Origin of the sequence: Pseudomonas sp. 3296, assembly GCF_031456615.1 — a bacterium.
Lineage (GTDB): Bacteria > Pseudomonadota > Gammaproteobacteria > Pseudomonadales > Pseudomonadaceae > Aquipseudomonas > Aquipseudomonas mucoides.
This window is the reverse complement of the sequence record NZ_JAVDUY010000012.1, coordinates 1-22,668: the sequence shown is the minus strand read 5'-3', so window position 1 is coordinate 22,668 and position 22,668 is coordinate 1. Positions and strand designations below refer to the sequence as shown.

19 protein-coding genes and 1 pseudogene are annotated in these 22,668 nt (G+C 60.3%); 6 read left to right on the top strand and 14 right to left on the bottom strand.

Annotated elements, in window-relative coordinates; genetic code table 11:
• Window positions 1-274 precede the first annotated feature (274 nt).
• Complete coding sequence (locus tag J2X66_RS28240) at window positions 275-1,009, bottom strand: alpha/beta fold hydrolase (protein WP_310271397.1); 735 nt, start codon at window positions 1,007-1,009, stop codon at window positions 275-277.
• Between the two features lie 46 nt (window positions 1,010-1,055).
• Window positions 1,056-1,262: pseudogene (locus J2X66_RS28235) on the bottom strand (MFS transporter); the annotation flags it as partial.
• 177 nt (window positions 1,263-1,439) lie between these two features.
• Here J2X66_RS28235 and J2X66_RS28230 point away from each other — a divergent pair.
• Entirely contained in the window at window positions 1,440-3,278 is a 1,839-nt protein-coding gene (locus J2X66_RS28230; protein ID WP_405046813.1) for a glycoside hydrolase family 15 protein, read from the top strand.
• Window positions 3,279-3,606: 328 nt separating this feature from the next.
• On the top strand, window positions 3,607-3,996 hold the full coding sequence (locus tag J2X66_RS28225; RefSeq protein WP_310271394.1) for a hypothetical protein: 390 nt from the start codon (window positions 3,607-3,609) through the stop codon (window positions 3,994-3,996).
• Here J2X66_RS28225 and J2X66_RS28220 read toward each other — a convergent pair.
• Entirely contained in the window at window positions 3,972-4,967 is a 996-nt protein-coding gene (locus tag J2X66_RS28220) for a GlxA family transcriptional regulator (protein WP_310271391.1), read from the bottom strand. The two genes, J2X66_RS28225 and J2X66_RS28220, sit on opposite strands and share 25 nt — an antisense overlap.
• A gap of 89 nt (window positions 4,968-5,056) precedes the next feature.
• Between J2X66_RS28220 and inhA the strand changes: the two genes are divergently transcribed.
• Window positions 5,057-5,734 carry an isonitrile hydratase gene (inhA, locus tag J2X66_RS28215; RefSeq protein ID WP_310271388.1) on the top strand — a complete coding sequence of 226 codons (678 nt, stop codon included), beginning with the start codon at window positions 5,057-5,059 and terminating at the stop codon, window positions 5,732-5,734.
• A 291-nt stretch (window positions 5,735-6,025) separates the two neighbouring features.
• Here the strand turns inward: inhA and J2X66_RS28210 are convergent, their stop codons facing one another.
• Window positions 6,026-6,514, bottom strand: a complete 489-nt coding sequence (locus tag J2X66_RS28210; protein ID WP_310271386.1) for an SRPBCC family protein — start codon at window positions 6,512-6,514, stop codon at window positions 6,026-6,028.
• 237 nt (window positions 6,515-6,751) lie between these two features.
• Here J2X66_RS28210 and J2X66_RS28205 point away from each other — a divergent pair, with 237 nt between their 5' ends.
• Window positions 6,752-7,153 (top strand): lysozyme inhibitor LprI family protein, encoded by a 402-nt coding sequence (locus J2X66_RS28205; RefSeq protein WP_310271383.1) that lies wholly within the window; start codon window positions 6,752-6,754, stop codon window positions 7,151-7,153.
• A gap of 118 nt (window positions 7,154-7,271) precedes the next feature.
• Here J2X66_RS28205 and peaD read toward each other — a convergent pair whose 3' ends face one another.
• The 4 genes from peaD to peaA all read right to left on the bottom strand — a co-directional run bounded on the left by peaD (window position 7,272) and on the right by peaA (window position 11,832).
• The gene (peaD, locus tag J2X66_RS28200; RefSeq protein WP_310271380.1) at window positions 7,272-8,390 is read right to left on the bottom strand and encodes a quinohemoprotein amine dehydrogenase subunit beta; all 1,119 of its coding nucleotides are present in this window, start codon (window positions 8,388-8,390) and stop codon (window positions 7,272-7,274) included.
• 24 nt (window positions 8,391-8,414) lie between these two features.
• Complete coding sequence (gene qhpC, locus J2X66_RS28195) at window positions 8,415-8,738, bottom strand: quinohemoprotein amine dehydrogenase subunit gamma (protein ID WP_008145336.1); 324 nt, start codon at window positions 8,736-8,738, stop codon at window positions 8,415-8,417.
• A gap of 1 nt (window position 8,739) precedes the next feature.
• The gene (peaB, locus tag J2X66_RS28190; protein ID WP_027925511.1) at window positions 8,740-10,170 is read right to left on the bottom strand and encodes a quinohemoprotein amine dehydrogenase maturation protein; all 1,431 of its coding nucleotides are present in this window, start codon (window positions 10,168-10,170) and stop codon (window positions 8,740-8,742) included.
• 81 nt (window positions 10,171-10,251) lie between these two features.
• Window positions 10,252-11,832: a quinohemoprotein amine dehydrogenase subunit alpha gene (gene peaA / locus J2X66_RS28185; RefSeq protein ID WP_310271374.1), complete on the bottom strand. Its 1,581-nt coding sequence runs from the start codon at window positions 11,830-11,832 to the stop codon at window positions 10,252-10,254.
• 344 nt (window positions 11,833-12,176) lie between these two features.
• Between peaA and J2X66_RS28180 the strand changes: the two genes are divergently transcribed.
• Window positions 12,177-12,533 carry a hypothetical protein gene (locus J2X66_RS28180; protein WP_310271370.1) on the top strand — a complete coding sequence of 119 codons (357 nt, stop codon included), beginning with the start codon at window positions 12,177-12,179 and terminating at the stop codon, window positions 12,531-12,533.
• A 49-nt stretch (window positions 12,534-12,582) separates the two neighbouring features.
• On the opposite strand, the gene J2X66_RS28175 is transcribed toward J2X66_RS28180, so the two are convergent.
• Window positions 12,583-12,837, bottom strand: a complete 255-nt coding sequence (locus J2X66_RS28175; protein WP_310271367.1) for a DUF1652 domain-containing protein — start codon at window positions 12,835-12,837, stop codon at window positions 12,583-12,585.
• A gap of 364 nt (window positions 12,838-13,201) precedes the next feature.
• Here J2X66_RS28175 and J2X66_RS28170 point away from each other — a divergent pair, with 364 nt between their 5' ends.
• Complete coding sequence (locus J2X66_RS28170; RefSeq protein WP_310271363.1) at window positions 13,202-14,692, top strand: aldehyde dehydrogenase family protein; 1,491 nt, start codon at window positions 13,202-13,204, stop codon at window positions 14,690-14,692.
• A 118-nt stretch (window positions 14,693-14,810) separates the two neighbouring features.
• Here J2X66_RS28170 and J2X66_RS28165 read toward each other — a convergent pair whose 3' ends face one another.
• The 5 genes from J2X66_RS28165 to mrdA all read right to left on the bottom strand — a co-directional run bounded on the left by J2X66_RS28165 (window position 14,811) and on the right by mrdA (window position 22,408).
• Entirely contained in the window at window positions 14,811-16,109 is a 1,299-nt protein-coding gene (locus tag J2X66_RS28165) for a tryptophan 7-halogenase (RefSeq protein WP_310271361.1), read from the bottom strand.
• A complete protein-coding gene (locus J2X66_RS28160) occupies window positions 16,106-16,783 on the bottom strand; it encodes a S8 family serine peptidase (RefSeq protein WP_310271357.1) in 678 nt (225 codons plus the stop codon). The genes J2X66_RS28165 and J2X66_RS28160 overlap by 4 nt, the downstream gene beginning before the upstream one ends.
• Window positions 16,773-18,491 carry an ABC transporter ATP-binding protein gene (locus J2X66_RS28155; protein WP_310271354.1) on the bottom strand — a complete coding sequence of 573 codons (1,719 nt, stop codon included), beginning with the start codon at window positions 18,489-18,491 and terminating at the stop codon, window positions 16,773-16,775. Before J2X66_RS28155 ends, J2X66_RS28160 begins: the two co-directional genes overlap by 11 nt.
• Window positions 18,491-20,395: a sigma-54-dependent Fis family transcriptional regulator gene (locus J2X66_RS28150; RefSeq protein WP_310271351.1), complete on the bottom strand. Its 1,905-nt coding sequence runs from the start codon at window positions 20,393-20,395 to the stop codon at window positions 18,491-18,493. The genes J2X66_RS28155 and J2X66_RS28150 overlap by 1 nt, the downstream gene beginning before the upstream one ends.
• Before the next feature lie 120 nt (window positions 20,396-20,515).
• Complete coding sequence (gene mrdA / locus J2X66_RS28145; RefSeq protein ID WP_310271349.1) at window positions 20,516-22,408, bottom strand: penicillin-binding protein 2; 1,893 nt, start codon at window positions 22,406-22,408, stop codon at window positions 20,516-20,518.
• Window positions 22,409-22,668: the final 260 nt, after the last annotated feature.

The window sequence follows — 22,668 nt, the reverse complement described above, 5'->3', positions numbered from 1 at the left end:
CCCGATAAAACGGCGAGCGAGTTTCAAGGAGTCTTCAGCATTCATTTCTAAGCATCCGGATCAGTGGCGGGAAGCACAAAGGCACGTCGTCCCTATAAAACGAATGCACACCGGAAAAATTAACGAATGAGAATAAGTATCAGGAAGGAAGAAGGGACGAGGTTTAGGCAGGATGTGAAGTGAACCCCGTAGGAGCCGAGCTTGCTCGCGATAGCGGTGTATCTGTCGATATCAATGTTGAATATTAGTCCGCCATCGCGAGCAAGCTCAGCTCCTACAGGGAAGGTGTCAGTCGCTGGCGGCGATGGTGGATGTCGAGCTGATCCTTGATCACCCGCAACACCTTGGCCTCGTGCTCATGGATGAAGAAGTGACCACCGCTGAGCATGTCCACGGAAAAACTGCCGTGGGTTTCCTTGCTCCAGCCGATCAGCTGTTCCGTGGTCGCGCGATCAGCCTTGCCGCCGAGCACGTGCACCGGGCATTTGAGCAAGGGGCGCTGCTGCGGTTCGAAGCGTCCGCACAGCAAAAAGTCAGCACGCAGGACCGGCAGCGTCAGGCTCATCAGCTCTTCGTTGGCTAACACGTCTTCACTGGTGCCGTTGAGCGTACGCAGTTGCTCGATCAGCTCGGCATCGGTTTTCGGCTCGGCAAAACCGCGATCGTAATCAGCGCGCATCGTCGGCGCGGCGGTGCCTGAAGCGAACAGCGCCACCGGCTCCGGGCAACCGAGCGAGCGTAACGCATGGGCCAATTCGCAGGCGAGCAAGGCGCCCAGGCTATGGCCGAAAATCGCGTAAGGGGTTTTCAGTGTGGCGATGTGTTCTTGCGCGAGTTGCAGCGCCAGTCGCCGCATGTCGGTGTGCAACGGTTCGCCGAATCGTGCGCCACGGCCGGGCAGTTCCACCGGTTGCAGTGTGAGCCACTCCGGCAGTTTTCGCCGCCAGCGGCTGTAAACCATGGCGCTCGCGCCTGAATAGGGCAGGCACAGCAATGTCAGCTGGGTCACCGGGCTTACCTCGAAAAGTTGTCTATCAAGGGAACGGATGAGCGCCGCGGAGAATTAGTCGTACACATAACGCTGTGGCCAAGGCAAAAGTCGCCGCCACGGCACCGGCCAGTCCGTAACCACCCTGCAGTTGCGAGAGCATGGTGATCAGGCCGATGCCGGTCATGGAAATCGGCATGCGCGCGATCATGCCGGCCAGCACAAAGGCTCGGCTGCCGGGGGCTTTGAACAGATCGCGGTAAGGGTTGGCCATGGGGTGCGGGTCTCGACAAGGGACTGCAAATTGCCATAAGGCTGATTGAGGGAAAAGCGCCCAATTGTTGGTGGATGCGAAGGGGTCAGAACAATCACCACATCATCCCGGCAAATGAACTCCTGCCCCCAAAAACCAGTCAGCTAGTTAGGCCCTCACCGCAAGGCGCTAACCTTCATGCCGATTTCTCTCCACCCACTACTTCACGAACGACAAAGCGCCATCGACGCCCACGGCATCATCGGCGACATGCGCAGCGCCGCACTGGTCAACGACAAGGGCAGCGTGGACTTTTTCTGCTGGCCGGAATTCGACAGCCCGTCGATTTTCTGCTCGCTGCTCGATACGCCTCAGGCGGGTATCTTCCAGTTGTCGCCGGACTTGCCCGACGCCCGCCGCGAGCAGATTTACCTGCCGGACACCAACGTGCTGCAAACCCGTTGGCTGAGTGATCGCGCGGTGGTCGAAATCACCGACCTGCTGCCCATCGGTGACACCGAGGACGATCTGCCGCTTTTGATACGCAGGGTTCGGGTGGTCAGCGGTGAGGCGACGTTTCACATGCGCTGCGCCGTGCGTCATGACTACGCTCGCGCCAGGACCCGCGCGCGGATGGATAAAAAAGACGTGACGTTCGAGGCCGCCGATCAACCGTCCATGCGCCTGTCTTCGGATCAGGGGCTGCAGGTTGATGGTGATGCAGCAGTGGCCGAATTTACCCTGATGCAAGATGAGAGTGCACAGTTCCTGCTCGGTGGACTCGACGATCCGCGCTTCAAGGAGGGTGCCGCCGACCTGTGCCTGCAGCGCACCCTGAAGTTCTGGCGCGACTGGATTGGCCAGTCCAACTATCGCGGTCGCTGGCGGGAAATGGTCAACCGTTCAGCCCTCGCCCTGAAGCTGCTGACCTCGCGCAAACACGGCGCAATACTCGCCGCCGCCACGTTCGGCCTGCCGGAAACACCGGGCGGCGAACGCAATTGGGATTATCGCTACACCTGGATCCGCGACGCGTCGTTCACCGTCTACGCGTTCATGCGCCTGGGGTTCGTCCAGGAAGCCAACGACTACATGCGCTGGCTGCGCGGGCGGGTCAGCGATTGTCATGGCCAGTCGAAGAAACTCAACATTCTCTATGCCATGGACGGTCGCCAGGAACTGCCGGAAAGCGAACTCTCGCACCTGTCCGGACATGGCGGCGCGACACCTGTACGCATCGGCAACGGTGCCTATGATCAGGTCCAGCTCGACATCTTCGGCGAGCTGATGGACGCGATCTACCTGGTCAACAAATATGGCGAGGCGATCTCCCATGAAGGCTGGAAACATACTGTGGAAGTGGTCGATCAAGTGTGCGAAACCTGGCAACAGGCAGACGTCGGTATCTGGGAAATGCGTGGCGAGCAGCATCACTTCCTGCACTCGCGACTGATGTGCTGGGTTGCCCTCGACCGCGCCATTCGCCTGGCCTCGAAACGCTCACTGCCCGCCCCTTTCGCCCGTTGGGACCAGATGCGCCAAGCCATTTACGCCGACATCTGGGAAAACTTCTGGAACGAAGAACGCGGACATTTCGTCCAGTACATCGGCGGTACTGCCCTCGACGGCTCGATGTTGTTGATGCCGCTGGTGCGTTTCGTCAGCGCCAAGGACCCGCGCTGGCTCGCCACCCTCCACGCTATCGAAAAAACCCTGGTGCGCGACGGCATGGTTTATCGCTATCGCAACGACAACACCCGTATCGACGGCCTGGACGGCACCGAAGGCGCGTTCGCCGCGTGCTCATTCTGGTACGTCGAATGCCTGGCGCGGGCCGGTCAGGTGGAAAAGGCCCATCTGGAGTTTGAACAGTTGCTGCGGTATGCCAACCCGCTGGGCCTGTATGCCGAAGAGCTGGACAGTCATGCGCGCCATCTGGGGAATACGCCGCAAGCATTGACGCATCTGGCGTTGATCAGTGCGGCGAGTTTTCTCGATCGGAAATTGAGTGGGGAAAAGAGTTTTTGGCAGCCTTGAGACCGAGGCGTAGCCATCAGCCACACACCACTTGCCGACAAAGCCCGTCAGAAATTTCCCGTTTTGCGTTGCCGCTTGTAGGAACGAAGCTCACTCACACCGAGCTTAAACACACTCCCAGAACCTACTAACCCAACGCTGGCGAGCATTTGTGGGCTTTTAGGCCAAATCTCCTACAAAAATTAAACAAACATTCCCCTTTCACCCCTGCACCCCCCATTCCTACAGCCTGAAATACCTTGTTGCCAGTCGTTACATCCCCCCCTAACATCCGGCAACAACGGGTACAGCGGAGCTGTCCAACAAAACCCGAATTCAAGGAACCTGAATGAGCCAGCGCATCCACCGCAGCATCGACTCTCCCCTTCGCTCCGGACTGAACCGCGACGAACTGTGGGAAGGCCCGGACAAAGGCCTGATCAAATGCTGGGAAATCGGCCGCCAACGCGCCGCCCGCTTCCCCGAACTCGCCCAACGCAGCCTTGCCGGAGAGCTACCGGTTTTGGGTTGGAAGGGGGGTGTCAGTCGCAGCCTGAAAAAACTCGAAAAATACGGATCTCTCAAATACCTCGCCCAGTGGCAGGGTTTGCGCGGGGAGGATCTGGATGTTGATTTGGCTGAAGAGCGGGCGTTGGAGTGTTCCCGGACCGGGATGGTGGTGACGTTTACGCCGGATCGGTCGAAGTACTTTAATCAGGTGGCGGAAGTGGAGGCCTGATAAAGAACAGGCCCACTGACCGAAAACCGCTCGCGATACGCCTGTGGTGTCACGCCCATGGCCCTTAGAAAACTGCGCCGCAGCGTTTCTTCGCTGCCAAACCCGCATTGCACGGCTACTCGTTTGATCGGCAAGCCAGTGTCGCTGAGCAACCGTCGCGCCGTTTCGACCCGGATTAATTCAATGGCGCGTGCCGGAGTTTGCCCGGTGTCGGCGCGGTAGTGGCGGACAAAACTGCGTTCGCTCATGCCCGCCTGCAACGCCAGGGTGGGAATGCCGAGATCCTTGGTCAGATTTTCACTGATCCAGGCGTGAAGTTCGTCGAACCGATCGCCTTCTTTCTGCAAAGACAAGGTCACGCTGAACTGTGACTGCCCGCCCGGACGCTTAAGAAACACCACCAGTTGCTGGGCGACTTCCAGGGCCATGTTTCGGCCGAGGTCCTCTTCGACCATGGCCAGGGCGAGGTCGATGCCAGCCGTGACCCCGGCCGAGGTCCAGACCGGGCCGTCGTTGATGAAGATCGGATTGGGTTCGACGTGAAGGCGCGGATGCTTCTGCGCCAACTGCTCGCAACGCGTCCAGTGCGTGACCACTCGCCGGCCATCCAGCCAGCCGCTGGCAGCCAGCAAAAACGCCCCGGTGCACACGGATGAAACCCGCCGGCAAGCTGCCGCCTGTTCGCGCACCCAGGCTACCAGCGCCGGGTCTTCCGCCGCCGCGTAAACGCCCCAGCCACCGGCAATCACCAGCGTGTCACTTTCGCCCTCGGGCAACGGTTCGGCCAATAGCGCCAGGCCCGCCGAGGACATCACCGCCCTGCCGCCGCTGGCAATCACTGTCGGCGCATAGGGTGGCGGCAACCCTTTCTGGCGAGCAATGTCGTTGGCCGAGGCGAAAACCTGCAAAGGCCCGGTGACGTCGAGCAGTTGCACATTGGCAAACGCGAGTACGTGAATGATTTTCGGCATATTGGCGTAATTCGTGGGGTTATTGGCGTATACGCCAAATCCTACGAGCCTACAGTGAAGACGTCCACCCACTTCAGGAGAAATACGCCATGACGTTGCAGATCGGTTTTCTGTTGTTTCCCCAGGTTCAGCAACTCGACCTGACCGGCCCTTACGATGTGTTGGCCTCATTACCGGACGTGAAGGTGCATTTGATCTGGAAGGACCTGGTGCCGGTTACCGCGAGCACTGGCCTGGTGCTGAAACCGACCATGACGTTCGACGATTGTCCGGCGCTGGACGTGCTTTGCGTTCCCGGTGGCGGTGGCGTCGGGCCGTTGATGGAAGATGAAGAAACGCTGGCGTTCATCAAGGCGCAAGCCGCCACCGCGCGGTATGTCACGTCGGTCTGCACCGGTGCGCTGGTGCTCGGTGCCGCAGGGTTGCTCAAGGGCAAGCGGGCGACGACGCACTGGGCCTATCACGAACTGCTCAAGCCACTAGGCGCGATCCCGGTGAAGGACCGGGTGGTGCGCGACGGCAATTTGCTGACCGGTGGCGGGATTACCGCAGGGATCGACTTTGCCCTGACCCTGGCGGCGGAACTGGTCGACAAGGACACCGCGCAGCTGGTGCAGTTGCAGTTGGAATATGCGCCGGCACCGCCGTTCCAGTCGGGCAGCCCTGAAACGGCACCATCGAGTGTTCTGGCTGAAGCGCGACGCCGGGCAGCCGCCTCGCTTGAACTGCGCACGCGAATCACCGATCGGGCAGCGGCCAGGCTCTAAGCGCTACCAGACTTTTCGACAGGCAAAAAAAAACCCGCCGAAGCGGGTTTTTCCCAAGACCATTGTCGACTCCCTGTCGGTAGCCAATCCTTGCTGATGGTCGATCATCCGTGATCCTGAAGCGCTTCCTGTGCTTCAGTTGATGAGGCTAGATTACGTGTCGGATCCAATCTGTGATAGACGACATAGCTAGCATCGCGTGTAAGACATTCGCTATACCTACCCTTCCGAAAACCCTTAGACGCCTCAGGCTTAAAGGCTGGAGGCCTCGAATTCAGGGGGGCTGTAGCCTTAACCACCTTCACGCTCGTGGGCTTTGGCACTTTCGGCCAGAAACTGTTCGATGTTGTTCATCTGCTCTTCCCAACCTCGGCTGTCCATGCGGAACGCCTTATCGCGGCGCGCCTGGGGGATGTGATCGAAACCGGATTCGGACACTTTGAGCAGCGTACCGTTCTCCATGTCTTCGAGCTCGAATTTCACCAGCGTGGTCGGCTCCTGGGAGTAGTCGACGTCCGGGTGAATGGCGTACGGGTGCCAACGAAATGAAAACAACCGCTCTGGTTCGACCCGCTCCACCAGCACATTCCACAGCAAGTGCTCATACCCGGGAAAGGTGATCTGCCCCTGGGTCCACTCACCGGCGACGAAACGCTTGCCTTCCAGCGCAACGCCAAACCACTGTCCGAACGCTTCGGCATTGGCCAGCACGCGCCAGACGTGCGAACGCTTCGCCTTGAGCAGGATTTTCCTTTCGATGCGATCTGATGTTGGATTCATAAGTCACCTCCTGTACTGAACAGTAGGTCAGTAACAAGCACAAGACCAACCCTAAAATTGTACCAATCGCTTGTCGCGATCAACCATGCTCGGAATATTCGGCCATTTTTGTGCGTATAAGTTCGGCTCTCCGCGCGCGACTGTCGCTGGCAGCCATCAGGTGCGCTCTGTCGGCGCACGTTCATAGTGATTGGCTACACTGCCCCGCAACTTCCTTTGCCACAGCGAGTTTGCGCCATGTACTCACGCTTTTTCCTGGCACTGGCGCCAGTGTTGTTCACCTCGATGGCGTTCGCCGTGGATTGCGACAACGCCACCGACCAGACCACGATGAACCAATGCGCCGCGCAGCAGAATGCGGCGGCCGACAAGGAGTTGAATGCGCTGTACCAGCAGATCACCACGCGTCTGAAAGCTGAGCCCGAACGCAAGAAGTTGTTGGTGGGGGCGCAACGGGCGTGGGTTACGTTTCGGGATGCCGAGTGCAAGTTTTCGGCGTCGGGGGTGGAAGGGGGCAGTGTTTATCCGTTGATCTACAGCAGTTGCACCACTGACTTGACCAAGGCGCGGGTTCAGACGTTCAGGAATTATCTTCAGTGTCAGGAGGGGGATGTGGGGTGTCCGGTGCCTGGGGTTTGATAACGGAGTGATCTTTCAGGGCCCCTTCGCGAGCAGGCTCGCTCCCACATTGGTCCTGCGTTCACAGTTCCAGTGTGGGGGTGAGCCTGCGCGATGGCGTCAGTTCAGGCAACAATGATTACCGGACAAACACCTGCGCCGTGGTAATCGCCATATCCCCGCCCGGCATTTTGATGCTGCCAATCTGCTTGAGACTGTCGGCATCAAAAATCGCCACGTCGTTAAACGTCCCGGCCAGGTAGATCTTGCTGCCGTCCTTGTTGAAGGAAATGCAGTAGTAGGAATGATCCAGCGTCGCCGACTGGAGCATTTTCTTTTCCTTGATGTCGTACTTGGCCAAGCGGTTCAGCACCCCGAACATCAGGTTCGGGTCCTTCGGCGAGCGCATGCCGCTGAAGTAGATTTCCGTCAAGGGACCGAAGTCGGTGGTTTCGGTCTTGCCGGTTTTCAGGTCGATGCTGAACAACCCGTAGAGGTATTCGGCGGTCAACGGATCCTGCTTCTTGTCCTTGAATTTCGCGGCGGTGTAAAGCAGCGAGAAATCATGGCGATACGTCTGCTGATTCCATACGTAGAGCACGTCCGGCGCGCTGTAGTTCGGGCGTTTCCAGTGACGGCTGGGGATCAGCACGTCGAACTTGCCGGTGTTCACATTGACCTTGTAGACGTCCGCCCCGGCCACGTACAGCGTGCCGTCGTCGCCGCTTTGCATGATGGTCAGCTGCCGCGGCGCCGGGAAACTGCGCACGGGTTTGGCGTCCATGCCGGCGTCAGTCTTGTATACATCGAGCCGCGGCTGCTGCACTTCGTAGCGGTCATTGAGCATCAATGTCGGGTTGGCAATGGCAAACAGTTCCTTGCCGTCGTGGCTGAGGGTGAAGGCAAACATCGACTTCGCTTTCTCCCCCGATTTCTGGGTGATGCTGGCGTGGAACACCTGTTTGCAATTGTCGAGCTCGACGCCATAGATATCCGCGTAGTGATTGTTCAGCACGTAGGCGGTCTTGCGGTCCGGCGATAGCTGGATTGTGCCGGGGCCGAAAGCATCCGGCATTTTGCAGGTCTTGAACACGGTGTCCGTGGCCAGGTCGATAACGTGCAAGTTGTTCGGATAATTGGTGGTCAACATGTATTCGTGACCGTCTTGCAGTGCTGCATTTTCATCGGCCAGAACGTTGAGCGAACACGTGCTCAGGACGGCGAATGCGGCCAGGCCGCAGGCTTTGATGCTGTGCATGCTGGAATCCTTCTTCTTATCTGATCACTTGTCTTTGGGGAAGACAGTGCCGAGGTTGCGCCAGTTTTCGTTGGACGCCTGGGCATCCTTGTTCCAGTCCGGATAGGTGCTCATCATGTCGGGCACCTGAGCCGGCCACCAGCATGGGTCGGAGCAGCCATACAGGTCCGCTTCCATCGGCTGGCACAGCGACGACACCCCGCCGAACGCATCAATTTCCCAACCCGGGTCGGTGGTCGAGGCGCAGCCCGCCACAGAGCTCATGGCCACCACTTCTTCGATACGATTTTCGGCCGCGGCCTCGTCCAGTTTCAGCGCTTTGTTATTGATTGCCTTGAGATGTTTCATATCAGTGAGCCTTGCGCGGAGTGATGTAGCTGCTGATAAACGCAGGGTTATGGGCCATGATCCGGGTGTAGACCTCGATTCCGAAGTCGACCCAGTCACGCATCAGTTCGCAGTAGTGATAGGTCGGGTGGGTCGGGTCGCCGTACCGGGCGTAGCTCTCGTGGTAGCAGCCGCCGGAGCACAGGTTACGGATCTGGCAGTCCTCGCAACCGGTGTTGGTGCGGTCGAGGCGTTGGGACAGGAAGTCGTTCAACTCCACCTGTTTTACGCCGCTGTGCACGTTGCCGAAGGTCGGCAGCGAAGAGCCGGTAAAGCGGTGGCACAGGTTCAGTTCGCCCTTGTGATCCACCGCCAGCATCTTCAGGCCCGCGCCGCACGGCAGGGCCTTTTTGTGGCCTTCGTGGATGTCGGTGATCAACTGGTGCAGGTTGGAAAAACCGATGTTGCGGTGTTCCAACGCTGCTTCCAGGTAACGCCGACCCAGCCTCTTCATGCTGGCGAAAACTTCGATCAGCTCGTCGCTGGACAGGTTGAACGTGCTGATGTCGCCGGAGGTCACCGGGGCAAACCCGACTTCGGCAAAACCCAGTTCGTTGAACAGGTGATCCCAGATGGTTTCGACGTCGGTGACACCGGTGGTCAATGTGACCCGCGCGCCCACCGGACGGCTGTTGTAGCGCGACAACAGCATTTCGGCCTTGCGCCGCACCACGTCATAGGTGCCCTGCCCGCCCACGGTGATGCGGTTGCGGTCGTGCACGGTTTTCGGCCCGTCGATGCTCACCGACAGCCCGAAACGGTGGGCGTTGAGGTAGTCCACGGTTTCTTCTGTGAGCAGCGTGGCGTTGGTGGTCATGACGAATTCGACGAACTTGCCGGCCTCGCGGAAACGCTTCTCGCAATAGTCGACCATGTACTCGATCAGCTTGCGATTGCTCAACGGTTCACCGCCGAAGAACACCACGGTGAAACGCTCTTCATCCGGGGATTCGCGCAGCAGCATTTCCACCGACGCGACCGCCGTTTCGACGTCCATTTTCTTGCCCGCCGACGGCTTGTCGAGGTCTTCCTTGTAGCAGTAGGTGCAGCTCAAGTTGCAACCGGTGTTGACGTTGAGCACCACGGTATTGATCGCGGTGCGCTCCACCCGTTTGGTGCCGATGTCCGGGGTCAGCGGCGAACCGTCGCTGACCAGTTCCAGGGACATCAACTCACGCAAGGTCTCGGTGATTTCCTCGCCATTGAAGCGTGAGGACAAACGCTGGATCAGGTCGTCCGACGAACAGCCGGGACCGCGCAAGGTATCGATGATGGTGCCGGTCAGCTCATCGCTGGCAAACAGCGAACTGCTGGGGATGTGAAACAGCATGCGGTCGGCATCGACGTGCACTTCGTGCAGGTTCCGTTCGACCAGATTCAAAATAGCGCCCATTGCAACCTCCTGTGCAAACCCCGTTTGACGGGGCCTGCGGTCATTCCGAAAAAGTGTCTGGAGCCTTAGGAATCAGCCAACTCACGGAATGGGCGGATTGTTCCAGCGTTGCACGGTGACGATCATGTGGCCTTCGCCGGTCAGGGATTTCCCTGCATCGTCGACGGCGGCGATCACCTTGAGGTTGCCGGCATTGTTGGTGGACATCTTGCGTTGCGGGTTCGGCCCGGCATCGCCCGGTGTGAACACGCCGCTGTCAGCCTGCATGGTGCCGGCGAACTTGACGTCTTCATCTTCCTTGGCACGGTCATCGAAGGCCTCGACCTTCCACTGCGCCGGGAACACACCGATGCGGTACGGCTTGCCGTCAGCACCCTTGCCCCAGGCTTCGGCGTCGAAACGGCCCTGGACTTTCGGCGTCGAACCACCGCCCTCGCCGATCCGCGCCACCGAGAATGCCGGCACCACTTTGACTTCTGTGATGGAGCTGTAGACCGACAGGGTCGGGCCTTTCAGTGTGCCCACGGTGACTGCATGCACGCCCGGTTGGGCATTGGCGGCGGCCTTGAGCTTGACCTTGATCCGCTCAGGGCTCTGCTCGACGATTTCGACCACTTCCACATCTTTGCCGAAATTCGGTTTGCCGGTGAGACCGCTGCCGATCAGCGTCACCTCCGTTTCACTGCCAGCCTTCAGATACCCCGGCTGTACCGCCAGCAAACGGGTGGAACCCTGCTTGGCGGCGACGAAGTCCAGACCGCGCTCGTCGTGCTCGGCTTCGAACATCCGCCCCTGCATGGCATTGCCTTGGGCGGCGAACACCTGACGCATGGTCACCCCGTCGATGGTCACGTTGCCGCGCCATTCGTAGCCGGTGTAGAGAATCGCGCTGCCGTCGCCGTTGAACGGGCTGCCGTCGGCGTACTGGCCTTTGACGCTGACCTTGAAGGTGTCGCTGCCATCGGCCGTGACGCTCATCACACCGGCCAGTTCACCCTTGCCAGGCAAGTGGCCGCTGAAACTCCAGTCCCCCACCAGTGCATCGCTTTTCGGCGCGGTGCTCTGCCATTTTTTCCAGGCCGGGTTGTCCAGCGGATAACGCTTGGCCAGCAGCGGCACCATGTCTTTGCGGGCGATGTCGAACCAGTCGCGGTCGCGGGCCAGGGCCTGGTATTCGAGGGACGGCCATTGGCCGAGGTGGAAATTCACCAGGCGTTCCCATTCCTGGGCCGGACGCCGTTGCAGGGCGACCCGCGCGCCGGAGTGGCAGCGGCCACACATCTGGCTGGTCTGATCGTCGAATTTTTCGACGGTATTGAGTCGACGCTCCAGCGCATAGCGCACGCCATCGGTCTCGCTCGGTGCCAGGCCCTGAGTGTCGGCCAGGTACTTGACGAGGGTGCGGCGGTCGTCATCGCTGATCTGCAAACCGTGCATGGTTTGCATCCGGGCGATGCTCATCAACCAGCCTTCCGGGGTCTTGCGCTGGTGGCTGATGCGGCTGAGGGTGTTATTTGCTTCAGGGGTGTGACAGCCCTGACACGTTTCCTTGAGGATGGTCTGGGCGTCGCGGGCTGCCAGGCTGTCGGGCGAATGCAGCGCCACGCAAGCGGCCACGGCCAGCAGGCTGGCGCTCAGGCCTGATCGGAGTTTTCTCTTCATCAACGTCGAACCTCGCACGGTGCGTTCTTATTGTTGTGGCTTATCGTTTTTTATGGTTTCTGCCGCCAGCGGCGAACCGCTGACGGAGGCAAGAGAAACGTCTGAGATGAGCAATACACGGAGCGTGCCAGCTTGCCGATGTTGTTTTTTATCAATCAGTTGCGCGCAATCAAGGGCCTGGAACAGCCGTCGAAGGAGAGCGCCTGCGTCTAATATCGCGACAGGTGTTGCAGTCTGAGACAAGCATAGATGCCCAGCGGGAACAGCTCATCGCCCGACGATTGACGGCACGGGAAGGCCGGCGCGAAATAGTTGTTCACCAATTGCCGACAAGGGGATAAAAAATGGCAAGCATCACTGTCCTGGCGGGGGATTTTTTGCAGGGTGATGGCGAGTACAGGGACGACGTTTTCACCCTCAGGACGTCGCTTCACCCGTGGCCCGGCCTCACCCTCCCACTCTCCGCATTCAAATGTGTGGAAGTCGCCAACGAGGAGTCAATCAACAACATCAAGGATGCCATCGGGTTCGGCGTGGCCGGCGCCATGCTGCTGGGCCCCATCGGCGCGATTGCCGGGTTTATGCTGGCCGGCAAGGAAACCGAAGTGACCTTTCTGGCCACGCTCAAGGATGACCGGACGTTACTGGCGGCCGTGGATAGCAGCACGTTCGATGAGATTTCGCGAAAAATCCCCTCATGAATACCTCAACGCTGGCCGCACCACGCTCAGTGGTGCGGCTGACGCCGGTTCAGCTCAAGAACGTTGGGTGGACGCCCTTGTTTGCGTTGATTTCTTGCTGCATCTGCACCACCAGCGTCGCAATCGCGTGGGCGGTGTCCAGCTCCCAGACGGGAACGTGACTCACCACCAGGTCCACCTTGCCAGTCATGCAATCGCAGACCCGAATCGTCAACGACTGATCCGGTGCCATGCTGCAGGTGCATACCGAAGGTAGAAAACTCTTTTCAATGATGCTTTGAATCTCCAGGGTTGAAAGGTTCATCACAACCTCCCTTGCGCGAGATGTGTGGACGGGTAATGTTCCGTCATTTCACCCACCTATCCTGAAAATTCTAGACCCCAACACGGGGGCGCTCAAGGTCGCAACCGGGTTGCTCGTCGTCTCAGCGGCTGTCGCAATTTGCGAAAAAATCGCTACCGCCCGCTATGCCGACGGGAGAAGAAATGCCCACGGCAACGCAATTTTTGTAGCCGCTGGCGAAGCCTGCGTTCGGCTGCACAGCAGTCGGGCATAACCTTCACCACCCTCCATTGGCGTCCGGCTAATCAACGTTGGCCTGACCTCCCGGCAACTTGGCACAGCCATTGCGAAAGCCCTGTTCTCACGAACAATAAGAGGCTTCGCCATGACGCTCCCTAATGTGCTTCCCGCCACCTCCGCATTTATCCAGCGTGCCCCGCGCATGTTGATCGGCGGGGAATGGGTCGAGGCCGCCGATGGCCAGACCATGCCCCTGCACAACCCGGCCACCGGTGAAGTGTTGTGCGTGGTGCCACGTGCCACGCCGGAGGATGTCGACCGCGCGGTGTTGGCCGCGCGTCAGGCTTTCGATGATTCGGCCTGGACCCGCACCCGCCCACGCGAACGGCAGAATCTGTTGTGGAAACTCGCCGACCTGATGCAGCGCGATGCCGAGCTGCTGGCGCAACTGGAATGCCTGAACAACGGTAAAAGCGCGGCGGTCGCCCAAGTGATGGACGTGCAACTGGCCATCGATTTCCTGCGCTATATGGCCGGTTGGGCGACCAAGATTGAAGGCTCCAGCGTTGAGGTGTCGTTGCCGCTGATGCCCAACGATCAATTCCACAGCTTCATTCGGCGCGAAGCGGTGGGCGTGGTCGGCGCCATCGTTGCCTGGAACTTCCCGCTGCTACTGGCCTGCTGGAAGCTCGGCCCGGCCCTCGCTACCGGTTGCACGGTGGTGCTCAAACCCGCCGATGAAACCCCGCTGACCGCGCTGAAACTCGCCGAACTGGTACTCGAAGCCGGTTACCCCGAAGGCGTGTTCAACGTGGTCACCGGCACCGGCATCACCGCCGGTTCCGCCCTGACGCACAACCCGCTGGTGGACAAGCTGACCTTCACCGGCTCGACCGCCGTGGGCAAGCAGATAGGCAAGATCGCCATGGACTCCATGACCCGCGTGACCCTGGAACTGGGCGGAAAATCACCGACCATCGTGATGGCCGACGCCAACCTGCCGAGCGCCGCCGCAGGTGCCGCCAGCGCGATTTTCTTCAACCAGGGCCAGGTCTGCTGCGCAGGTTCGCGGCTGTATGTGCAGCGCAAGCATTTCGACAATGTGGTGGCGGACATCGCCGGTATTGCTAACGCCATGAAGCTCGGCAACGGCCTGGACCCAAGCGTCGAGATGGGGCCGTTGATTTCGGCGCGCCAGCAGGAACGGGTTTATGGGTACATCGAAAAGGGCCGGGACAGTGGCGCGACCATCGCCTGCGGTGGCGAGCAATTCGGCCCGGGCTTTTTCGTCAAGCCGACGGTGATTGTCGACGTCGATCAGAAGCATTCGCTGGTGCAGGAAGAGATTTTTGGTCCGGTGCTGGTGGCGATTCCGTTCGATGACGAAGCCGATGCGTTGCGCATGGCCAATGACAGTCCTTATGGGCTCGGGGCAAGTATCTGGTCGAATGATCTGGCGGCGGTGCACCGGATGATTCCGCGGATCAAATCGGGATCGGTATGGGTCAACTGTCACAGCGCCCTGGACCCGGCATTGCCATTTGGTGGTTACAAGATGTCGGGGGTAGGGCGGGAGATGGGGTATGCGGCGATTGAGCATTACACCGAGTTGAAATCGGTGTTGATCAAGCTCTGATTTGCGGCGCTTTTTAGGACGTCATCGCGGGCAAGCCCGGCTCCCACAGGGGATTTGTGATCTCAACACAGAACCCATGCAGGAGCCGGGCTTGCCCGCGATGGCGGCCGAGAGACACCTACACGTCTCGGGGTTTGAAGCCTTGGGCCAACAACCAACTCCGAACCACCCGCCCCTGTTCCACCGTCAACCCCGCCAGCACCTGTTCCGCCGACTCAGTACGCAACCGCCGCACCAACGGCGCCACTTCAACCCCTTGCACATGCCAGATCCCCAACGGCTGATCCGCCGTGATCACCACCTCGGCCTCATCGACAAAACCCTCGTTCAACACCGGCGCGCGCTCAATCCTCAGCACGGCAAAATCTGCCTCGGCATGGGCCACCTGAGCATCCGGCCACTGCCGCCGCGCCTGCCAGAATGGTTGGTCCGGCCAACGCTGCTCATCGGCGTAAAAGTCACGACCGATCCGCGCAAAGCGCAAAAACAGCTGTTCCACCCGCTGCTGATGAAAGCGCAGGGCCAGGCCCGTCCTCTCGGGTTTTCGCAACAGCGTGTTGATCACCGTTGGCGCCTGCAGCGCTGAAGACAGCGATTGAAAAATCCCGTTGCCCGACAGCGGGTCCACCGCCATCGCCGCATCCCCCACCCGAATCCAGTTCGGACCGCACACCTGCGGACTGAGGATCGCGGTGCTGCTGCGGGCATGCAACTGCAGGTCGATTTCCGGCGAGGCACCGAAAAAGGCCTGAGCCAGCGCCGAGCCCTGACGCCGCTGCCGACAATAGTCGAGCAACTGCGCCTTGCCTGGCAGGTTGGCGCTGGCCACGTCCACCGTCCACTGCCAATAACATTGACCATCCGCCCGCCGCGCCATCCACGCCCAGCCATCCTCCAGGCTTTCCACTGCGCTGGCGGTGCTGCCCGGCATGGCCTGCCAGCGATTGAGCAGGCTGACCGTCTCCGGCCCTCTCAGCCCTTTACCAAGCGCAGGCGCCTGACGCCCTCGGGCTTCCACCAGAAAGTCCGCGACCAGCGCTTCACGCCCTTCGATCTCGATTCGATGCGCCGTAGCGTCGGTCTGAACCGTCAGCACCCGACCTTCGATCACCTCGACACCCGCCAGGCGCAGGTCTTCGCGCAAGCCTCGGTCGAAGACGGGACGGTCCAACAGGAATTCAATATTCTGCGCATGTTGCTGACCGTTCCACGACACCTGCCGCTGGGAAGGCAACGCCGCTTCCGCCAGCGCCTGATGCAGGCCCGCGCCGCGCAGTGCGTCCAGCACTCGTACCGAAACACCTTCCAGCGCGGCAAACCGGCGCCACTCGCTGACCAGCGTCACGGGATAACCGAGCCGCCGTAACCCCAGGGCCACCGCCGCCCCTGCTGGCCCGGCGCCGAGTATCACGATCATGGGCCGAAGCGCCGTTCAGGACCGCGATAATGCGCATGCTCGCGCAGCCACTCGACCACTTGCTGGTTGCGCGCCTCAGGATGTTCGACCAGAAAAGCGCCGATGTGCCCGCTCAACGCCGCACACCCCAAACTCGCGCCGGATTGTCCTGGATAGGTCCCATGCACACACGCGGCGAAATCGGCTTGCGCGCTGTTGAGCCACGACCATTGCTGTTCGGTGCAACGGGCGTCGCCGGTAACGCGCAGCACCTGCGGATAATTGGCCGGGAACACGCCCTCGCCTTGCGCTGGACTAGAAGCGCAGAGTAGAACCCCGCGTGCCACCGCCGCTGCGCAGGCTTCGCGCAACAGGCTGCGATCCTGTCGCAAGCCGAGGCTCAAATTGATCAGCCGAACGTCCTGTGCCACCAGCCAGTCAATAGCGCTGGCGATCTGCAAGGCACTGGTGACGCCGCGCTGATCAAACACCTGCCCCACGCAAAACACCGCTGAAGGTGCCCGCCGGCCGATGGCTTCGATCACTGCGCTGCCATGGCCCAGCGGATCGTCACGCAAGTCGCTTTCGGCCAGTCCATCGTCCAGCAAAGAGAAGCGCCGACCCGCGACGACTTGCACCCGTTGCGCCGCTGAATGTCCGCTGTCGACCACACCGATGCGCAATTCAGGCTTCATGCGGCACCGTTTTTGAAGTGAGCACACCGTCGAGCAATTCAAAACGCAGATCGGCATCGGCCAGGGTGGAGGGGCGATGGCTGATCAAAATACGTGTACGTCCGGCAAACAGTCGGTCGATGGCCTCGATCACTTCGCGCTCGGTGGCTTCATCCACCGCCGAGGTGGCTTCGTCGAGCACCAGAATCAGCGGGTCCTGCAAAAGCGCCCGGGCAATGGCGATGCGTTGCTTCTGCCCGCCCGACAGCTGCTGGCCGCGCTCGCCCAACGGACTGTCGAGGCCTTCGGGCAACGACTCGATCAGGTGGTCGAGTTGCGCCAGTCGCGCGACTTCGGCAATCGCCTCGCGACTGGCGTGCGGTACGGCATAAGCGAGATTGTCGGCGAGGCTGCCGCGAAACAAAACGATGTCCTGACTGACCACGGCAATCCGCTGGCGCAACTGGAACAGGTCCAACTCCCGCAGGTCGACCTCGCCCAGCAATACGCGGCCGGACTGCGGATCATGATGGCGTTGCAGCAGGTCGATCAGGGTTGATTTACCGACCCCGGAGCCACCGCTTAGGGCTACTTTCAAACCGTAGGGAATGCGCGCGTCGATGCCGCGCAAGGTGGTCGGGCGGCCGGGATGGCTGAAGTGCACATCGTCGAATCGCAGGTCACCCGACGTCGGCATCGGTTGTGGCTGGACCGGCGTCAGAACGGTCGGCTCTTCACCGCGCAATTCCATCACGCGCCCAAGACTGACAGTCATCCGTTGAATGGCGACGTAGAGCCCGAGCAGGCTCTGGACCGGTCCCACGGCCATGCCCAGATAAGTAGAAAACGCGATCAAGGCGCCCAACTGCCAGGTCCCCTGCACCACCCAGTAACCGCCAATCAAAAACGCACAGGCCCGGGACAACGACGTCAGTGTCCCCGGTACAGCCTGGGTAAAAAACTCGGTGACTTGCAGGCGCAGCAATTGGCTCATGTAACCGTGGCCCAGCGTTTCCAGACGCCGTGCTTCACGCTGTTGCTGGCCGGCGGACTGGATGAATTTCATCACCGGCAGTGTCTCGACCATGAACGAGGACATGTCCGCCGAGCGCTCGCGCAATTGCCGCACATCGCGTTCGACCTTGCGCCGCATCCAGCGCAGCCAGAGCACGTCGAGGGGAATCAACACCAGCGCCAACAATGAAAGTTTCCAGGACAGAGTCAGCAGCATCGCCACCGCGCAGACCAGACCGATCACACTCGAGACCGCCGAGAACAACGAATCCACTGCAAAACGCTGGATCTCCGCAACATCACCATCGAGGCGCGACATCAGGTCGCCAATCCGTCGCTGACCGTAAAAGCTCGGGGAGAGCGTCTGCAAATGCCGATAGAGATCATCGCGCAAGGCAAACAGAATCCGCCCGGACAACCGCGTGTGCAGGTAGCGGTTGATGCCCGACAGCGCCGTGCCGAGCAGCCCGGCGACGATCATCAACCCGGCAATCAACACCAGCATTGCAAAGTTGCGCGCCAGCAGGCCATCGTCGATCAGTAGCTTGGTCAACCAGGGTTGCACCAACACCAGCAGCGAGGCACACACCGACAAACCGAGCAGCCCGGCGATGGCCAAGCGATGGGGGTGCACGAAGCTGTAGAGCCAGCGCAATGCCGCTTGCAGGGCTTCGGGGTTCTGGCTGTCGATCAGCCGGACGATCAGGCGCTGCATCACGAACGCAACTGTTTGAGCTTGCGATACAGGGTCGCGCGACTGATGCCCAGCGCGTCGGCGGCGGCCGAGACGTTGCCCTGGTGCGTGTCCAGGGACTGACGAATCAATTCCAGTTCATTTTCACGAATGCTGCCCGCCTGAGGCCGTTCGGTGGCGCTCAGTTCATCGAGCATGCTGTCGGGCAAATGGTCGAGGGTGAGGACGCTCTCCCCCGGCTCGCGCATGGCCAGTGCGGTGCGCAACACCATCTCCAGTTGGCGGATGTTGCCCGGCCAGTGATAGCCGCCAAGCAGTCGGTTCAAATCGTCATGCAGGACGACGGTTGGGGCATCTAGCCTGATCAGCAATCGCCCGACCAGTGCACTGAAATCGTCGCGTTCGCGCAGGGCCGGGAGCATCACGCTGATGCCGTTGACCCGGTAGAACAGGTCTTCGCGAAAGTGCTTTTCTTCCACCAGGCGCTTGAGGTCGCGGTGCGTGGCGCAGATCAGCGCGACGTCGATGTCCTGTTCTTCGCCGGCACCCAGCGGCGCGACTTTGCGGTCTTGCAGCACCCGCAGCAAACGCGCTTGCAAAGCCAGCGGCATGTCGCCGATTTCATCGAGGAACAAGGTGCCGCCGTGGGCCTGTTGCAGACGACCGATCATGCCGCCACGACGGGAGCCGGTGAAGGCGCCTTCACGGTAGCCGAACAGTTCCGATTCGATCAGGCCTTCAGGAATGGCTGCGCAGTTCACCGCGATAAAGGGCTTGTCACAACGGGTTCCGGCCATGTGCAGGGCGCGGGCGATGACTTCTTTACCGGTGCCGGTTTCACCAAGCAGCAACACTGGCAACTCATTGGCCAGGCCTTGCCGAGCCATGCGCAAGGCGCGGGCATAACGCACGTTGCTGCCGGCCAGGGACTCCAGGTCCGGCTGGGGTTTCGCGGTTTTGGCAGTCGTGCGTGTTGGGGCGCTGACGTTGATTGACCGCAGCGGCGCGCGCAGTGTTTTGTAGAAGAATTCGCCCTTGGCGGTTTGCAGGCTGCCGACGCCGCCCTGGTGCAAACGCGATAAAAGTTGCAGGCCATCGACGCCGAGGAATTCTTCGCAACGTCGACCGACCAGTGCCGAGCGTTCGGCGTGGAGCAACTGACAGGCCTGGGCACTGACCGCGAGGATCTGACCGCCAAGGCTCACCGCCAGCAGGCCTTGCCAAGGCGATTCGAGGTATTGGCGACGGCTGTGGAAGGCCAGGACGATTTCGTCAGGATAGCTGGCGTTGAACACGCGGCTTTCAATCTGACTGACCGCCATCGCCAGCAACGCGGTGCTGTCATGGACGCGGCCGAGCGGGCCTTCGCGGGTCAGGTCGAGCACGCCGAGAATGTCGCCTTGGGGACAATGGATCGGCACTGAGGTGCAGGAGAAATCGGTCAGGCGATCGAGGTAATGTTCGCCGCAATCGATCATCGTCGGCCGGGCTTCGACCAGTGCAGTGCCCAGCGCGTTGGTGCCGCGAGCGGCTTCGCTCCAGCAGGCGCCCAAAGTGATGTCTTGCAGGCCGCTGCCCTTGAGGCGGTCGGCGCGCCCTTCGACAGCGAGGATGGTGGCGTCGGAGTTGGCAAGGATGATCAGGCCTTCCTTGCCTTGGCGTTCAGCCAGGTAATCAATCGCTGGCAATGCCGCGTCGATCAGCAGTCGGTTGCTCGCCAGCAGCACATCGAGGCTGGCGCTCGATTCCAGCGCCAGTTCGTGCTTGCCATTGAAGTGCACGCCATGACTGAGGCTGCGCCGCCAGGACGCATCGATTTCCGCGCGCAAGACGCCATCGGGGACTTCGCCCTCCAGATGGAGTCTTTCCCGGGCCAGCCGGGCTTCGCGGTGCAGTTTCGGTGGTGTTGTTTTTATTAGCGTCATCAAGCGCTCCGAATCGGTCCGCCCTGCGCTTTTTCAAGTTCAGCGCCCTGCCGCAATCTTTACGTTAACGTCAGGGCGATGGCAAGTGCCTTATGGCGCTTGTGATTGCGAAGTAACGACTTACACGTGAGGATCACCTGGCGCTTTGCTCGGGGCGGCGTATTGCGGCTTGAGATGACCGTCCTGATCAAGTAACCAGGCGTCCATGATCTGCCGCACCACCGGACCGGCGACGCGACCACCGGCCTCGCCGTTTTCGATCATCACCGAGATGACGATCTTCGGGTGCTCAGCCGGAGCGAAGCCGACGAACAAGGCGTTATCGCGGTTACGCTCCAGGGTTTTCGCCCGGTTGTAGCGCTCGCCCTGCTTGATCGCAACAACTTGCGCGGTACCACTTTTGCCGGCAATCCGGTATTGAGCCCCGATCGCAGCCGCCCGGGCAATCCCGCGAGCATCGTGCATCACCATCTGCATGCCGTGGTTGACCTGTTCCCAGTCATGCGGATTCTTGAGCAGGATGTTGGGCATGGGGTGCTCATCCACCGGTGCAACACCGTCCACCGTCTTGGCCAGGTGCGGTCGATTCCACACACCTTTGTTGGCGATCAGCGCTGTGGCTTGGGCCAATTGCAGCGGAGTGACCTGCATGTAGCCCTGGCCAATGCCGAGGATCACCGTCTCACCAGGAAACCAGGCCTGACGACGTGTGGCGCGCTTCCAGGCTTGAGACGGCATCAAACCGGCAGACTCTTCGAACATGTCCAGCGAGACTTTCTCCCCGAGGCCGAACATCGCCATGTAGTCGTGCAGGCGGTCGATGCCCAGCTTGTGGGCGAGGTCGTAGAAGTAGGTGTCGTTGGAGCGCATGATCGCGGCATCCATGTCCACCCAGCCGTCGCCGCTGTGGTTCCAGTTACGGTATTTGTGGTCGAAATCCGGGAGCTGGTAGTAACCCGGATCGAAGACACGGGTTTGTGGGGTGACGACACCGGCATCGAGGCCGGCGATGGCCACCTCAGGCTTGATGGTCGATCCCGGCGCGTAGAGGCCGCGCAGCACGCGGTTGAACAGCGGGCGGTCGATGGAGTCATGCAGCGCCGCGTATTCCTTGAAGCTGATCCCGGTAACGAACAGGTTCGGGTCGAAGCTTGGCTTGCTGACCATGGCCAGCACTTCACCGGTCGATGGGTCTAGTGCAACGACCGACCCACGACGATCACCCAAGGCTTCTTCGGCGGCTTCCTGAAGTTTGACGTCCAGGCTCAGGACGATGTTTTTACCGGGGACCGGATCGGTGTGCTTGAGCACGCGCAGCACGCGGCCTTGGGCATTGGTTTCGACTTCTTCGTAACCGACATGACCATGCAACTCGGACTCGTAGAATTTTTCGATGCCGGTTTTGCCGATGGATTGAGTGCCCCGGTATTCCACGTTGTCCAGGGCTTTGGATTCTTTCTCGTTGATACGACCGACATAGCCGATCGAATGCGCGAAGTGCGCTCCCATCGGGTAGTGACGCACGAATTGAGGCTCGACATCGATCCCTGGCAGGCGGTACTCGTTGACCGCCAATACAGCGATCTGCTCCTCGCTCAGTTCATAGAACAGCGTGACCGGCACGAACGGATGACGGGCCTGCTTCATGGCCTTGTCGAACAACGTTCGATCTTCTATCGGCAGGTGCAGGAGGTTAACCACCTCATCCAGTTCTTCTTTGACATCCGAAGTGCGTTCGCGGGTGATGGTCAGGTTGAAGCTCGGCCGGTTATCCGCCAGAACCACACCATTGCGGTCGTAGATCAACCCACGGGTGGGCGTGATCGGCAAGACGTGGACGCGGTTGTTTTCGGAGATGGTCGAGTGGTAGTCGAATTCGACCACCTGCAAGACGTACATGCGCACCACCAGCGCGCAGGTAATAGCGACGACGAACAAGCCGCACGCCATCAGTCTTTTATTGACGAGGCTTGTCTCTTTTTCGTGGTCTTTGATCGGTATCGGTTCGGGCATTTCTGCAGCAACTCTGTGACGAAAGACGGGTGCCGATCCGTAGGCTTGAAATCAGTCCGTTAAAAAACGAGCTGCACCATACCAAAAACTGCGCGGTCGCTTTAGTGCGATTTCCTCTAACGATTGTCCTTGAGGGCCTAAATGGCGGTCGGTGATGTTTCTGGCACTTTCCTGCGGGCAAAACAAAACCCCTACCTGCATACGCAGATAGGGGTTTCGGAATTTAATCTTGACGATGACCTACTCTCACATGGGGAAAC